This window comes from Zavarzinella formosa DSM 19928 (genome assembly GCF_000255705.1).
Lineage (GTDB): Bacteria > Planctomycetota > Planctomycetia > Gemmatales > Gemmataceae > Zavarzinella > Zavarzinella formosa.
Map to the genome: position 1 here is coordinate 103,349 of NZ_JH636439.1, position 12,908 is coordinate 116,256.

The 12,908-nt window shown below is 60.1% G+C and carries 14 protein-coding genes; 9 read left to right on the forward strand and 5 right to left on the reverse strand.

Going from position 1 to position 12,908, the window contains the following annotated elements; genetic code table 11:
* Positions 1-3 precede the first annotated feature (3 nt).
* Together BGIM_RS0101305 and BGIM_RS0101310 are read left to right on the forward strand one after the other, a co-directional pair.
* Positions 4-636: a hypothetical protein gene (locus tag BGIM_RS0101305; protein WP_020467998.1), complete on the forward strand. Its 633-nt coding sequence runs from the start codon at positions 4-6 to the stop codon at positions 634-636.
* 13 nt (positions 637-649) lie between these two features.
* A complete protein-coding gene (locus BGIM_RS0101310) occupies positions 650-1,843 on the forward strand; it encodes a hypothetical protein (RefSeq protein ID WP_020467999.1) in 1,194 nt (397 codons plus the stop codon).
* A gap of 248 nt (positions 1,844-2,091) precedes the next feature.
* Here the strand turns inward: BGIM_RS0101310 and BGIM_RS48170 are convergent, their stop codons facing one another.
* From BGIM_RS48170 to BGIM_RS0101335, 4 genes are all read right to left on the reverse strand, one after another.
* Complete coding sequence (locus BGIM_RS48170; RefSeq protein WP_020468000.1) at positions 2,092-2,613, reverse strand: ISAs1 family transposase; 522 nt, start codon at positions 2,611-2,613, stop codon at positions 2,092-2,094.
* Between the two features lie 652 nt (positions 2,614-3,265).
* The gene (locus tag BGIM_RS0101325; RefSeq protein ID WP_020468001.1) at positions 3,266-3,685 is read right to left on the reverse strand and encodes a hypothetical protein; all 420 of its coding nucleotides are present in this window, start codon (positions 3,683-3,685) and stop codon (positions 3,266-3,268) included.
* Positions 3,678-3,872: a hypothetical protein gene (locus BGIM_RS0101330; protein ID WP_020468002.1), complete on the reverse strand. Its 195-nt coding sequence runs from the start codon at positions 3,870-3,872 to the stop codon at positions 3,678-3,680. Before BGIM_RS0101330 ends, BGIM_RS0101325 begins: the two co-directional genes overlap by 8 nt.
* A 91-nt stretch (positions 3,873-3,963) precedes the next feature.
* Positions 3,964-5,898 carry a recombinase family protein gene (locus BGIM_RS0101335; protein ID WP_157368552.1) on the reverse strand — a complete coding sequence of 645 codons (1,935 nt, stop codon included), beginning with the start codon at positions 5,896-5,898 and terminating at the stop codon, positions 3,964-3,966.
* A gap of 439 nt (positions 5,899-6,337) precedes the next feature.
* On the opposite strand from BGIM_RS0101335, the gene BGIM_RS62430 reads away from it, so the two are divergent.
* From BGIM_RS62430 to BGIM_RS0101355, 4 genes are all read left to right on the forward strand, one after another.
* Positions 6,338-6,508, forward strand: a complete 171-nt coding sequence (locus BGIM_RS62430; protein ID WP_020468004.1) for a hypothetical protein — start codon at positions 6,338-6,340, stop codon at positions 6,506-6,508.
* Positions 6,509-6,653: 145 nt separating this feature from the next.
* Positions 6,654-7,052: a hypothetical protein gene (locus BGIM_RS0101345; RefSeq protein WP_020468005.1), complete on the forward strand. Its 399-nt coding sequence runs from the start codon at positions 6,654-6,656 to the stop codon at positions 7,050-7,052.
* A gap of 179 nt (positions 7,053-7,231) precedes the next feature.
* Entirely contained in the window at positions 7,232-7,480 is a 249-nt protein-coding gene (locus BGIM_RS0101350; RefSeq protein ID WP_020468006.1) for a hypothetical protein, read from the forward strand.
* A 1,276-nt stretch (positions 7,481-8,756) separates the two neighbouring features.
* Positions 8,757-9,269 (forward strand): hypothetical protein, encoded by a 513-nt coding sequence (locus BGIM_RS0101355; protein WP_020468007.1) that lies wholly within the window; start codon positions 8,757-8,759, stop codon positions 9,267-9,269.
* Here the strand turns inward: BGIM_RS0101355 and BGIM_RS56775 are convergent.
* Positions 9,235-9,777 (reverse strand): hypothetical protein, encoded by a 543-nt coding sequence (locus tag BGIM_RS56775; RefSeq protein ID WP_020468008.1) that lies wholly within the window; start codon positions 9,775-9,777, stop codon positions 9,235-9,237. The two genes, BGIM_RS0101355 and BGIM_RS56775, sit on opposite strands and share 35 nt — an antisense overlap.
* A gap of 437 nt (positions 9,778-10,214) precedes the next feature.
* Here BGIM_RS56775 and BGIM_RS0101370 point away from each other — a divergent pair, with 437 nt between their 5' ends.
* From BGIM_RS0101370 to BGIM_RS66375, 3 genes are all read left to right on the forward strand, one after another.
* The gene (locus BGIM_RS0101370) at positions 10,215-11,090 is read left to right on the forward strand and encodes a hypothetical protein (protein WP_040887528.1); all 876 of its coding nucleotides are present in this window, start codon (positions 10,215-10,217) and stop codon (positions 11,088-11,090) included.
* Positions 11,091-11,155: 65 nt separating this feature from the next.
* A complete protein-coding gene (locus BGIM_RS0101375; protein ID WP_020468010.1) occupies positions 11,156-12,406 on the forward strand; it encodes an MFS transporter in 1,251 nt (416 codons plus the stop codon).
* A 5-nt stretch (positions 12,407-12,411) separates the two neighbouring features.
* Positions 12,412-12,908: MFS transporter (locus BGIM_RS66375; RefSeq protein WP_202947209.1), on the forward strand; the 497-nt coding region annotated here is incomplete at its 3' end.

A 12,908-nucleotide genomic window follows, 5' to 3' on the forward strand; every position in this document is an offset into this window, starting at 1 on the left:
AGCATGAAAGGCAAGATTTTCGTTACAAGCACTGGCTACGACCCGGAGAAGGGTAAGGACGTCAAAGATCCGTATTTGGGTCCGAAGCCGTCGCTTGGGGCGTGCCGCCCTGACATCCGAAGGCAACTCGAAAAGGGCGATCAGATATTCGTGGTGTCGGGTAAGGTCCAAAGCGTGGACCAATTCGTGATCGGCGGTTTCGAGATCGAGTCTAAAATCACCGCGATCCAAGCATATGACCGCTTCCCCGAGCAGCGGTTGAGGGTCGGGGAGAACGGCCAGGTGACGGGGAATGTCATCATTGACGCCCGTGGCAAACAGCACAAACTTGATCACCATGAAAAAAACACATTCGACAAGCGAATTGAGAATTACGTGGTCGGGTGCAACCCGATTGCCCTAATCACACCGGAAGAAATCACCGAGGGGCGGCGACGGACATTGGAGATTTTGCGGGATGTTTTCGACATCAAGGGGAATTCGATCCGCGAATTGCTGGGGCGGAACCGGAACATGTCGGAGAGTCAAGTCCTGAAGTTGCGGGCCCACTTGGAAGATGTGAAAAAAATGGCTCGTCCATGCTCGCCTGCGGAATTGCTCCGCAGGGTGACCAATGCCGCCCGGTTGGCGACGTAAGGAGGCAGGGGTAATGACCCGAAAAACCACCAACAGAATGACTCAGCGCCAAGTCAGCAGACAGCGTTCGCTTTTCGGACCCGAACTGCCATCAACTCTGCAAATGGCCGGTCCCGACATCCCCTGTAACGTGGTCGCCATTGAGAAGCGTCGCGATGGGAAGATGCGGCATTGGTGCCTCACGCATCGGGCCGACGCCACCGCGAAGGGTGGAACACCTGCGAAGAAATGCCGTCTGGCGCACAGGCTTCCTCTCAGCGACGAAGACATCAAACCCCTCGACTTGGATCAGTATCTTGGCGGTGTTGCGCTCTGGGGCGCGGTTCCGGCGGTATATGACACGACTCGCCGTCCGATGGACAGCGGAATCCACATCCACGCCCGCCCGAAACCGGGATCCAAGAAAGAACTGGATTTCACTTATCGGGCCGTCCGACTCGTCGGAAAAAACCTCCCTGACAACGGCATCGTCGTGAATGAGGCCGACGCGATCTACTACATGATTAGCTCGGTGTTCGGGTTCTCGATGTGTTTCGTCACATGCACCCATTGTGGCTGGCCGCATCTGGATAAGGACTGGTTCAGCGTCCACCCACATCGGCGGCATCTTTGCTCGGGATGCGGAAAACATTTTTATGACAGCGTGCGGGGCATTGGCAATCCAATCATCGGGGTCCAGGAAGCCTGCAACGCAGACGAGCACGGAATTGAACCTGCGGCGAGGAAGCTCGACATCAAGCAGTCGGAGTTTCCTGGCGGCATTCAGATTTGGGGGTCGAATCCGGCATTCTTGTGGACTCAGCCCAAGCACGAGGAGGAAGGAATTCACGTCCACGCTTTTCTGATGGACGTGCAAGATGAACCGGAGATTGACGACACTTTCTCGGAGGTTGTGATCGACGGCGTTCGGCTTGACCATCGCATGGTTCGTGTGCTGATGGCTCAGAACGTCCTTCCGTCTCTGAGTGGCCGCGTGCGGTCGATGGAGTGTTCAAAGTGCGGCAATTCCCAGTTTGATGCCGGGGAAGCCGCTTACGTGCCCGCAACGATGCACACCTGTATAGACTGCGGTCGTCAATTCCCCACGCGTGGTCAAACGAAGAAAACGGTTGCGAACCCTCTATTAGCCATTTTGAATGACTTGGCCAAGCATTCTCCACGACCTCCGCAAGAGCATCAGCTGAATCTGATGCCCGAGACGCTTTGATTCGCCCTTGATCCTGCCTCCATCACTCGCTCCACAATTGCCAGCAAGTCGGCATCGTTGAACGGCTTCGTCATGTGCTCCCGCGCCGATCCGAATAAGGTCAAGCACATCTGCCGCCGGAAGTGCCCCGCTCATGATAATCACTGGCAGGATCATGCTGCACGGCCTTATCTTCCCAATGGTGAACCCATCGAGCACCGGCATATGCGCCTAGAACCACGCCGCTGGCGGCTCATGGCCTGCGTCAGCTAACCAACTACCCCACTGAGCACTTCGAGCCAAGAAGTCATCAGTCCAACCGAACCCGCGACATGGCCGACGATGCGGTCCTTGCCATGATGCTGCTTGAGTAGAGAGAGCGAAAACCAGTTCAGCCAGGCAGAATTCTCCCGCAGACGCTCGTCGCGGATACGTGATTCTTCTTCGTGCAAGGTCATGTCCAAGGTCCAGTGGCAGGCGTTTTCAACGCTCCAATGGCTTCGCACGGCGAGGGCGAACTGCTTTACGCCCAACGACAGGCTACTGATGAAATAACGCGTTTCGACCATCTCATTCCTGCCCCGGACACACGCGAAAGTCACAACGCCAATCGTCTGGAGTCTCTCCCACAACTCCAGAACGGCTAGATCGCCTGCAACTGGCAGAAGAAAATAGCAACGGATCGAGTCACGTCCGTAGACCGTTTCCGTTGCCGTTTGCCGACAAACCGGGAGGTTGGAGAAGTAGTTCTGGCCATGGGAGTCGATGTAGTTGATCACCGCGTCATGCAAAGTCTCCTAATGTTTCGGAGGTAAGGAAAGCTATCGAGTTGCTTTCTGCGGGAGCGATCCGAATAGCTTTCCTTATCTCCGAAACATTAGGTCGTGTCTGGTGAATCGTCAAATAAAGTCTTGCCTGTCTTCCGTCGAATAAAACGCCGTGGAACAGCGAAGACGGCCACGCAACCCATGCCTTGATGGCGTGGCCGATGGGTAAGTTTTCCAAGACGATTTCTTGAGGCATGGGCGTAGTCCTTTCGCAAAAATAATGTTAATGTGATTTCCGTTGGGGTATCGACTTTATATTGAAGTTTGTGCATTTCAACTCAATCACCCTCGCATCATCCCATCCACCACCCGATGATCGTACAAGGTCGGTTGCGCTGCGAGAATTTGCCTACTGAGCGACGGCAATCTGTCTTCTCGCGAGCCGATTACCCTCGCACGACTTCAGAGCGCGTGCCGGCCATCGTCGGGATTGAGCGACGGGCGCGTCGGCAGGCGAGAATGACAAAATCCACCGACAATTCCCCCAAGACATTCAGCGAGTGAGCTGATGCGTAAAAGATTGTTCAGCCTCCGCCGACCGGGATCGTCGGAGGCTGAACAATCTTCTCTGATTCGGCCGGCCATATCGTTCACTAATTGCTGCCCGCATACTGCGTCACGATCTCAGACGACTCCGCATCTCCAACAACAAGCCGGCGATATGTGGCAAGCACGAAGCCTTGACGGCGATCTCACACTCGGCGAAGGGAACGAACCCGCACCTGGCGTCCTCCTCCAGGGCTCCTTCCTCTTGGGACCGCTCGTAATGCACGTCCACATCCCACCACGCCACGCCCAGTCCGCGCGGGGCATGCAGGATCAGCCGGGCCACCAGAGCCGAGTCCTCGCGGCCGGCGTCCGGATGGTAATCATGCTGCAGGACGGCCGGTCCGACGATAACACCCGGGGCGAGGTGGCCGGTGGTGACCACCGCCCTGATCAACCGGTCGGCCTGCTCCACATGAGCCTCGGCCTGCTCGGCCGCGTGGCGCAGCCAGCCGGCCAGCCTCATGGATTCGTCTTCAAAGTTATTCATTGATTTGGTCCTTTTTGGGATGGCTTGGGGATTCGGTTGCATGGTCCGAAGGCTTCGGATGGTTTGCCTCATGCTGCTGTTCGTTGAGCAATTGCTCCGCAACTCGGTCGGCCAGCAAATTCAGAAATTGACGCAGGGCCTTGCGGACCTCGCGCACGCGATCCTGCCGGTTTGGTTCGGCGATCATCTGCTTCTCCATGTCAGGGTGAAAACGAAAAAGGCCCCGCACGCCGAAAGCGGTGCGGGGCCTGCAAAGGCTCAAGTTGTCGGAATAGGAATCACACCGCTTCGGGCGGCGGCAAGGGAGTGAAGACATATCGCCGATGAAGATGCCGTTTGAATTTCGTGCAATCGGCCGGCGGCTCGGTGACGGGAATGTGCGGGTCGGTCAGCCCGCGGGATTGCATCAACCGGTCCAGGGCCGCGGCTCGTTGCACGGCCGTGACTGTCAAACCAAGGGCGAGGGCGATCTCTTTCTGCGATTCGCCCGCCGCGCGTCGACGGACGACATCAGCCCGGAACACGGCCCGCTCCGGCGGGTTAAACAGGTCCGTCGTCAACTCGCTCCGTAGCAACGACTCTGTTTCGGGACCGCTGATTTCAGAGGGGATCATCGACGTCAGGTCCAGCGTCATGACCGCCCGCAGACCCACGCCGCCGCCATCACACAGACGGACGGGGAACACTTGCAGCCGCGGGATCAGAATCCGCAACAACCGGCCGAATTCCATCCGGTCGGCACGGGCTGTCTCCAGCATTTCCGCGGCCCGGCATCGAAGATCCGACATCGCCGGGAAGACGACAGCGTTCGGTTTCTGTCTCGTCCGCCCAAGTCGGGTCACCAAGTCTCGTTCCCTGGCCTCCAATTCATTCAGCTTCTGATTCAGGTGATCGCTCAGCCCGCGCTTGCTGATCGCATCAGAAAGATTCGCCAAATTCCGACGAACCTCGTCCAGTTCCCGCTCGGCTTTCTGAATTTCCTCCGAACAAGCCGACCGCCGCTCTGTCATGCGAGCCACCACCCTGCCGAGAAAGTCGGCGTCGAAATCCGGCAGTTGCGCGATTCCGTCAAGGACGGCATGGTTCAGACGGCGGGCGGCCTCATGCCCGTCGAACGTGGTGACGTTCCAGCATTTGTAATCCCGGGCGCCGGAACACATCATATGGTCGTTTTGGCCGTGGCCGCCCCAATAAAACAAACGGTTGCAGACGCCGCACAAAACATGCTGGCCCGGCCAGATGGTTCGCTTCTTCGAGACGCCGGCCCTCGGGTCGGAACCGTTGTTTTTTTTCCGGCCCATGCCTTTGTTTGCGCTTTCCAGCAACGCGTTGACTTCGTCCCATTCGGCGGGGTCGATGTGAGCCAAATGAGGACACTCATAAAATTTCGGCCCCTTGGGATTCCGCACCGACTTTCGCCGGCCCGACTCATTGTGCTTGACGGTGTGTTTGTGACCCCGGCCTGGCATGCCCTTGAGCACGGAATTGCCGGTGACCCGCCGAACCATCCGGCCGTCCCATTTCTTGTTCCGTGCATACGGGCCGGTGGGAACTTCCCTGGCGTTCAGCCAGTCGGCCACCGCCGAGCAGCTCGGGTCTTTGCGCAACCGGGCGAACCATTCTTGATAAACCTGGGTGGCCGTCGCGTCTTTGCCCCAGTCGTCGTACGTCCGGGCGTCGTCGGGGACGTCATATCCGTAGATCGCACGAGCCATGGCCCCGCCAAATTTTTTGAACCGGTTCATCAGTTTGTGCTTGAGGCGTTTGGAGGTGTGGCCGTTGTGCGCGACGTGGTCCTTGCACGCCCCGATGGCGTCCTCCTCCCAATTCTCATCGGCCGTGTCGATCCCGTCGTTGGGGGCCAGAACCCGCGTGCCATGATCGACGGCAATGCCGCACAGATCCTTGGCCGCCGTTCCGCGGACGATGCGACCGAGATCCTCGGCGACCAGCAAGTCAAACACCCGGCTGCGGAGCAATACCTCGATCTGTTTGAGTTCCGGCCGGTCGAGGCGTTCTCCCTTGTCGGTTGTGGAGATGAACCGATACTCGGCCGGGCCGTCGTACTCTTCACGCACGATCTCGCGGACATGGTCCTGCTGATCGTCCAGACTTTCCTCCTTTTGATTGGGCCCCCCGCTGATCCGGGTGACGGCGAGAACCATCAGGGTGTGGCCGTTCCTCGGCCTGAAAGGTTCGTTTCGACTACTCATGACTGGCAATTCCATGACCAGAAATCACGAGCCAACCCGAAAGAGATCGCGGACAGCCGCCCGGCGCAAATCAATGACCATTATTGGCTTCGGCAAATTCCTCTGCCGTAAAGTCAATCCGAGCAGTCAGGACTTGAGCCAGCAAACGGTCCGAAATGGTGTGGTTAGGAAACGTGCAGCGTCTGGTCTGGCGTGCGATCCCGCCCGAATCCCTGACCCCTTCATCGGCAAACCGACTCCGGCCATCTTTGCGGCCGAAGTCGGTTTGCCCGTTGCCCCTGCACCCCGTCACCCGACAGCTTATGGTAACATTGCGGACACCGGACCCAAAAACCGGGCGCGTCCGCCAGGCCGGGGGAGTTGCGAGTCCTCGCCCCGGCCGCTTCCTTCAGACGCCCGCCGCTCATGGCAACCCCATCGCTCTTGAGAGGCACCGCGAATGGACCAGTCACCGTCTCCAATTTACGAAGACGAGGTGACGGTCACCTATTTCACGGACGCCGCCGACATTCCTTTTCCCGCCGACGAGCATGCCCTCCTGGCCCGGCTGAAGAACGAAGGATGGGTCTTGCGGCGGTTCCGGATGACGCCCGAGGGCACGGGCCGGTGATATGTCGTGACCCTGCGGCGTCCCCCGAACCCCGGCGGGGGCCTTGCCCTTCCGGCCCCCGCATCACTCAATAAAATCCCGTGAGAGGAAACTTAACCTCCGCAATCAAGTCCAAAGGCCCGCCAGACGTGCGAAAGGCACCCTCATGAGGATTTTCACGCTGGCCCTGGCCGGCATTCTTGGGGCGGGTTGTTTCCCCGCCTTCTCCGAGGAAAAGCCGGCCGGCAAGAACTCCATCGGCGGAAACGTATACGAGCCGGTCGTCGGGAGAACGATCACCATCACGGACAAGGACACTGTCCGCGTCACGACGCCGGGAGCCGGCACCGGCCGCAAAACCACCGCGAAACTGACGGGTCCGGGCAAGACGGTGATTTGGATGTTGAGTTCCCTCATCGGGGGAAAGTCGGCGCCCGACGGTGAAAAGACCCTGGTTGATTACACCCCGGAGATCGGGAAGACCGGCAAGGCGAGGATTTCAGTGACCATCACCAACCCTGACGGCAAGGCTGAGACGAAAGATTACGACGTTGAGGTGAAGTGACCGAGCGACCTGCGGGGCCGCCGTTGAACAGAACAGAGAGGCCCGGCATCAAGCCGGGCCTCATGTCGTTTAGCAGGGAGCAGGGTTTCGGAATTCTCCCTGTTCAGACCGTGCCGCGACGTTGCGGTCTGAGAATTGCCGGTTTGAATGCTCGCAACCACCCACCGGCGAGAATAATTATGACCGACGGCGCGCTCCCGTCCGGCGACATCCAGGAGATTCGCGTCACCTATTCACTGGACACCCAAGGCGGTCCGGTTCGGGACGCGGAATACCTCCGGCTGGCCGAACTCATGAGGGACGGCTGGGTCTTGGTCGGCTTGGAGAAAACCATTCAAGGTGACACCGTCGCCTATGCGGCCACTCTTTGGAAGACGACGGGGCGCGATCCCGGCCGGCAGGAAGGCGACGGGGATGCGGGCGGGTGATTTGATGGCGGCGACGAGAAGGTTCGGTCAATATTCGACAAAACCGAGCTTCCTGGCAGCTGTCGGTGATCAAAGCAAGGAGTGGATAAACCGGGGGCATTTTGAAAACGCAGATATCGGCAGTCCATGAGCCACCGACATCTGACGCGGCGAAACATGTCTTGAGACCGTGTCAGGCCGCAATTCACCATCTGTCGGACCAGAGACTAAATCCATGTCCGGTCATGGGCGCCGGCGCGGCTGGAGAGCGTCGCTTGGTCCGAATCACGCCAAGCTACCTGACAAAACTTGACTTTTGGGAACCGTCCAAGTCCGCCCAAGGGAGAAAATGGAACGCGAACCGGACGCTATTTCTGTGGCATTGGCGGGCGCATTGGCACCCTGCATCCGCCCAAAGTGTGGAACCCGATCTGCTCTGAAGACGGTTGCGATGGACGCCGCTATCCGGATCAACCCTGCCAGCCCAAAAGCCGTGGCGGTGCAAGTGCGGTCAATGCGGGGCATGGCACAAGGTCAAGCTTTGACAACGTGATGACTTGTCTTCTCACCCGGCACTCTGCCCGACGATCCCTCTATCCGACACATTCAGACCATTCTTCGTGGATGTCAAAAATAGACATTCGGTCTTCTGCCCCTCACTCGCAAAACATCACCTTGCGGCTTTCTAATTCCTTGGCTCTTTACGTCTTCACTGAAGAGAAGAGATATGAGAGGAGAAGGAAGAGCCAGTCCGACTCAAAGGGCCATGTGGGAAAAAATCGCAGAGGGCGAGGCAAAGTAGAAGGTGGCAGAAAAAGCGAAAAAAGAGAATTAAGGGCATGCCAAGTTATGTGCTTTTGGTAATCTTTCGGCCGCTCTTGCGGACTTTGAGAAGCCCTTCGCCTGTTAACTTTTGTTAACCTTTTTGGCAGGCAGATTGGACCAAATCGCATCTGCATCCATCGACAAATTTTAATCTTGGGCCGTTCGGCCGGCCAAGGTGCAGACGTCTGCACCTCAATACAATGTTAATAGGCTCGGGGCGGGAACTCCATTTGGCGACTTTGGCGAACACAAAGAACCCAACCCAGCCGCCGAAACCTTCACAAATATCATTGAATAGTCTCGATATACCGACCGACCCATTACTATCTTCATGCCAGAATCCTTGGCACCCTCTCTAACACACGTGTCTTGGCGGCGAAGGCGTCCGGTTTGATGCCCTGTAAAATTTGTTGCGAGCGTTCAGCCGGTCGGATAGCATCCGCGTTGCCAAACTCAAATCGACCACCGCCAAATGAAGAAGCCCGAGTCCAAACGCCTCCAATTGTTGCGCCGCATCATCGCCGAACCGGACGACGCCCTTAACCGGGACAAGCATTTGACGGCCACTAACCGCCGGGAAGCCATTTCGGCCGTGCTGACGCCCGATGATGGCCAAAAGCAGGAGACAGAAGAAGTGCGGTTCGTCCGGCGGCTGGAGAAGCTGATGGAACTGCGGGCCCTCAATCAAGTCGGTCCGGCCCGGTTGCTATCAATTCCGCAATCCAATGTGAACGCGATGTTGGCCAACCCCAAGAAGCCGCGACGCCCGACTCTGCGAAAACTGCCGGAGGCGTTGGGAATGCTGGAAACGGATCTCTGGCCGGTCGAAACCGAGCGAGGGAGTTTCGACCGTGGCAGGGATGAGCCGGCCGGAAGTCCGGCGAGGGACATCCGTGAGAACGACCGTCTTCCGACCGACAGCGTCGCCTTCTCAAACCAACCATGTCCCGTCAATGTGCAAGCTTTGGTTTCTTCTCGATCTTGACTCCGTTCACGACGGCGGCCTCGATCACGCGGCCGCCCAGTTCCATCGGGCGGGTTTCGCCGTCGGCGGTGACGTGGTCGCCAATCTTGAGTTTTACCCGTATCATGCCGTCCGGCTTCAGATGCACGAAATCACCCGTGTCGAGGACCACGCCGTTGGCTTCGCCATGTTTCGCGTAGTTGAACCGGGTGACGATGCCGGCGACTCCCGGCTCGTCGCGATCTTCGCCGTGACTCGTTTCCGGCAATTCCATGAGCCGATAAACCGGGTGGGCCGCCGGGCCTTTGTCGGAGGGGGGCGACTCCTCCACGCTTAATTCGACTTCATCTCCTTCGGCGACCAGACGGGCCAGATCCGTTCCCAAATGCGGGGGGCAGACCACTTGCGCCCGTTCTCCCCCCGACTCGACAATCAGCCCCTCCAATCCCCCCTTGGGGCTGAAGTTGTAATGGATGACCCGACAACGGAAGGGTTCGTCCGGCGAACCGGCAGGTTGTTTTGATTTCATGTTTTCTCCAAGCGAACGGAATTTACGCCGGAGACCGTTCCGGCGACCCCCGGCCACGGTGCAAACCCCACGCCGATTCGCGGATATCGGCAATCGGCCGCCATTCGTCTCGTTTCACGTGTCCGGGCGGGCGGGAACCCCCCGCCACCGGGGGATTTCCGCCCGCCCGAGCCGGGCGCATGGGGCGGTGTCTGATCGCCGCGACCAGCCCGCGAAAATATCTCCGCAAGATCTGAATGTCTTAACAACTTGACAAATAATCACTTCGGAAACAAAAACTGTTCCGCAAGACAACAATTCCCGGCGTTATTGGCCTGCGGCATTCGCTCTGCTTTGGCATGAGCAACCCCGGTGATTTGTCACAACAAATGCCATCGGCTTTCCATCCGTCGTTCCGGGGAATGCGACATGGAGGCCGGTGATTCAGGGAGAAATCAATGAGATGCGCGACACGAGGCCGACAGATCTGTCTGGGACTGCTTCTGGCGGGCGGGGCGTTCATGCTGGGGACCGCGCCCGACATGGCCGCCCAACCCGGCAAAGAGAAGGAGAAGGAAAAGTTCGGCAAGAAAGAAGCAAAGGGCGGCCCGGCCGGCAAGGCCGATCACGAGGCGAGGAAGGCCTTCGACGGGATCACGGAACTGGCCCAGCAACCCCCCGCCGGCAAGAGCATGGGTCGGCTGTTGGATCACGCCAAGGCGTTCTACCGGGCCGGCCTCAAGACACGGGAAGAAGACCCGCGCCGGGGCGGGGAATGGCTGCTGGCCGCCAATGACGCCGTCCGCGGTTTGGAGCACGCCCGGCGGGCATCCTTCAAACCGGTGGACGGCCTTCCCGAGCCGCCGACGGAATTCGACGGGCCGAAGGGCAAAGACTTGAAAGACGGCCCCAAGGAGAAGGATTTCGGACCCAAGGGGAAGGATTTCAAGGACGGTCCCAAGGAAAAAGACGGACCCAAGGGGAAAGATTTCCGGGACGGACCGGAGGCCCGCCGGCCGTGGTCCGAAGCGGGCGAGGCCCTTCAACACGCCCGTGATCTGATCGAGGCCGGATCGGATGTTGTCTCGAAGAGCGGTCCCGCCCGTGATTTTCTGGAGGGGGCGAAGGTTGCCTACAACCAAGCCCGCGCCGCCTATGAGGGGGGTGAATACCGAAAAGCGGGCGAACTCGCCCGGGCGGCCGCGGCCTGGTCACACGTCGGGGAACATCTTCTCCGCGCGGAAGAGGACGGCCCGGCGGCCTTGCCGGAACGGGGGCCGGAGCCGCGAAAAGCGACCGGCGCGCCGCCCCCGCCGCCGGCTGTCAAGGAATAAATGACGCCGGGGAAGCGGGCGTCATTTCGACGCCCGCCCCGCGCCAGCCAACCCGGAGAAGGCCAATGTCCGCGTACACCGAATTGCCGGATGCTCCCTTGAAGCGGCCGGCGTCATCGTTCAACCGGGATCGGATCGGGTTGAACGCGGCCAATTTCTTTCTGGCCGAACTGACCGGCGTGGTGATCCCGTTTCTCGCCAAGATGCTGGCCGGCCGGGACTGGCGGGACGACTCCATTCAATACGCGGCCGCCGTCTGCGGGCTGGGGGGGTTCCTCGCCCAGACGCCCGCCGGCCTCCTGACCGACCGGATACGAAACCGGCGCGCCCTGCTGGCCGGATCGTCGATTGTCGTCGGGCTTTGCTTCGGTGTCCTGCCGCTGGTCCCGGCCGACTGGCGGGTGATCGACTCGCTGGTGTTTTTCGGCGGAGTCGGGCAGGCGTTCTTTGTCCCCCTTCTTGGCGCGCTTGCCCTCGGACTGGCCGGGCACGCCGGGCTTCACCGGGTGATGGGGGAAAATCAGGGATGGAACCACGCCGGAAACATCGCCGCCGCCGTGGCCGCGATGGCTGTCGCCGCGTGGCTCGGGCTTCCCGCCGTGTTTTACACCGTGGCCGTCGTGTCCGCTTTCGCGGCCGGCAGCGTGTTCCTGATCCGTCCGTCTGACGTGAAAACAACCACGAACGCGACAGCCGACACCGGGCCGGGGTTGCGGGGATTGTTCCGGGACCGGCGGGTGATCGTGCTGTTCGCGGCCGTGGCGTTGTTCCATTTGGCAAACGCGCCGGTCATGCCGCTGGTCGGACAATACATCGCCCGGCTCGACGGGACGGACACTCAAGTGGCGGCCGTGGTCTTCGTAGCCCAGGCGGTGATGGTTCCGGTCGCGTTGCTGGCGGGCGGGCTGTGCCATCGCTGGGGTCGCAAGCCGGTGTTTGCCATCGGTTTCCTGGCCCTGCCGGTTCGCATCCTCCTGTATTCATTCGTCTCGGACCCGTGGACCTTGGTGGCCCTCCAGGTGTTCGATGGAATCGGAGCCGGCATCTATGGCGTCGTGGTGGCGGTGGTGTGCGCCGACCTGACGCGGGAGAAGGGTGGATTCAACGCCTTGCAAGGCGTGCTGGCGACCGCTCTCGCGGTGGGTGGCGTGCTCGGCCCGCTCATGGCGGGGCCGCTGGTGCAACATCTGGGATTCGCGACCGCGTTCCGGGTGTTCGCCTTGGTCGCCGCCGTCGCCGCCGGATTGTTCCTGTTCCTCATGCCCGAGACCCGACCGGATTCCGATGAAACGCCCGCCATCCCCAAACAAGAGTGACCACCATGACGGACCCACAAACGATTGACGGACCGCCCGGCGCCGGGGCAATGGAGACGAGGAACCGAATCGGCCTGTACGGAGCCTACTTCTTCGGAATGGCCGGGATCGGCTTCTGCCTGCCGTTCCTCCCGCTGTATCTGAAAGAAGAAAAGGGCTTCTCGGATCGCGGAATCGCCCTCGTTTGGGTGATTTCGGCGGCGGCCGGACTGCTCCAATTTCCCTTGGGGCTTTGGTCCGACCGGGTCGGCGCCCGGAAGCCCTTCCTCGTCGCCGTCCTCGCCGTGCTGGCTCTGGCGACATGCCTGCTGCCGCTCGCGGACGCCGAAGGTCCCGGCGGGTGGCTTGCATTGGGGCTGTTGGTTGTCTTGTTTTCAGAGAACGGCGCCTGCCGGGCGACGATCGAAAGTTTGGCCGGGGCCGAGGCGACCAGACTGGCGGCGCCCGGAAAAGTCGGGGCGGCCCTCGGGGCACTGCGGGTCTGGCGGCCGGTGGCCATCGT